The 918-nt window shown below is 64.6% G+C and carries 1 protein-coding gene and 1 pseudogene; both read right to left on the bottom strand.

Annotated elements, in window-relative coordinates:
• Window positions 1–497: helix-turn-helix domain-containing protein (locus E4Q08_RS23505; RefSeq protein WP_169072191.1), on the bottom strand; the 497-nt coding region annotated here is incomplete at its 3' end.
• A gap of 125 nt (window positions 498–622) precedes the next feature.
• Window positions 623–918, bottom strand: a pseudogene (locus tag E4Q08_RS23500) (DUF6431 domain-containing protein); the annotation flags it as partial.

The raw sequence follows: 918 nt of genomic DNA, 5'->3' as shown, positions 1-918 counted from the left end.
ATCACGTCGCTGTACCAGATCGCGCCGGCCGAAGCGGCGACGAAACTGCGCCTCTCCTCGGGCAGGCTGGCCGAGCCGGTCATGCGGGAAAGACCGTGTTGCTGGAGCAGACGGTGGATCGTCGATCGCGACAGACTCCCGCGAGCGACGGTTCCAGCGGTTTCGAGCAACTGCCGGATCTGGCGAATCGAGCGCCGGGGATTATCCCGCTTGGCTGCCAGAATCGCGGCCTGGATGGCCTCGGAAAGCTTCGATTGCCCGCGGTCGGCGCGCGCCTTCGGCATCAGGCCATCAAGGCCTTGGGCTCGGTAGGTGTAGTACCACCCTTGAATCGTCTTCTCGCCCAGATGGCGCCGACGGGTGCCGGGAATGGCGTACTCCCGTTCGGCCAGCTCACGGATGATCTGCTGCAGTTCTCCTCGCTCCAGCCGCTCTCGGCTGACCAGCGGACCCAGGACGGACAGGCGAAACAAGGCTTTCGGGTCGATCGGTTTCATGCGGACTCCTTTGGGTGAATGGGAGTCGTGATGAGAACAGAACGGCCACGTTATGACCACGGCAAACTGTGTGGGGGCCCCGCCCGGGCGCCCCCACTGTCCGCCACTCGTTCGGGGTCAGGTCATCAAGGGACGCTCAGCTCGTGATCAAGGATGGCCATGGCCCGCGCCAGACCCAGGCTTGCGAACACTTGGCGCCAGAGAGCGTCGAATCCTGCCGCCCGTCCGAGTTCGGCAAAGCGGGCGCGCAGATGAAACTCGAAGAGATCACTGCGCGCCTTCAACCACTGCCACCAGCGATCGACGGTGCGCTCGTCAGGTCCGCCGTAGTCCGCGCGATGGCCTGCCGAGCATCCTTTCAATCGTGGTTTCAGGGCCTCTTGCTGCACCGACCAGTCATACCAGCGCCGCGGTGCGATGC

Origin of the sequence: Candidatus Accumulibacter contiguus (genome assembly GCF_012940005.1) — a bacterium.
Classification (GTDB): Bacteria; Pseudomonadota; Gammaproteobacteria; order Burkholderiales; family Rhodocyclaceae; genus Accumulibacter; species Accumulibacter contiguus.
This window is presented reverse-complemented; position numbering and strand designations above follow the sequence as displayed.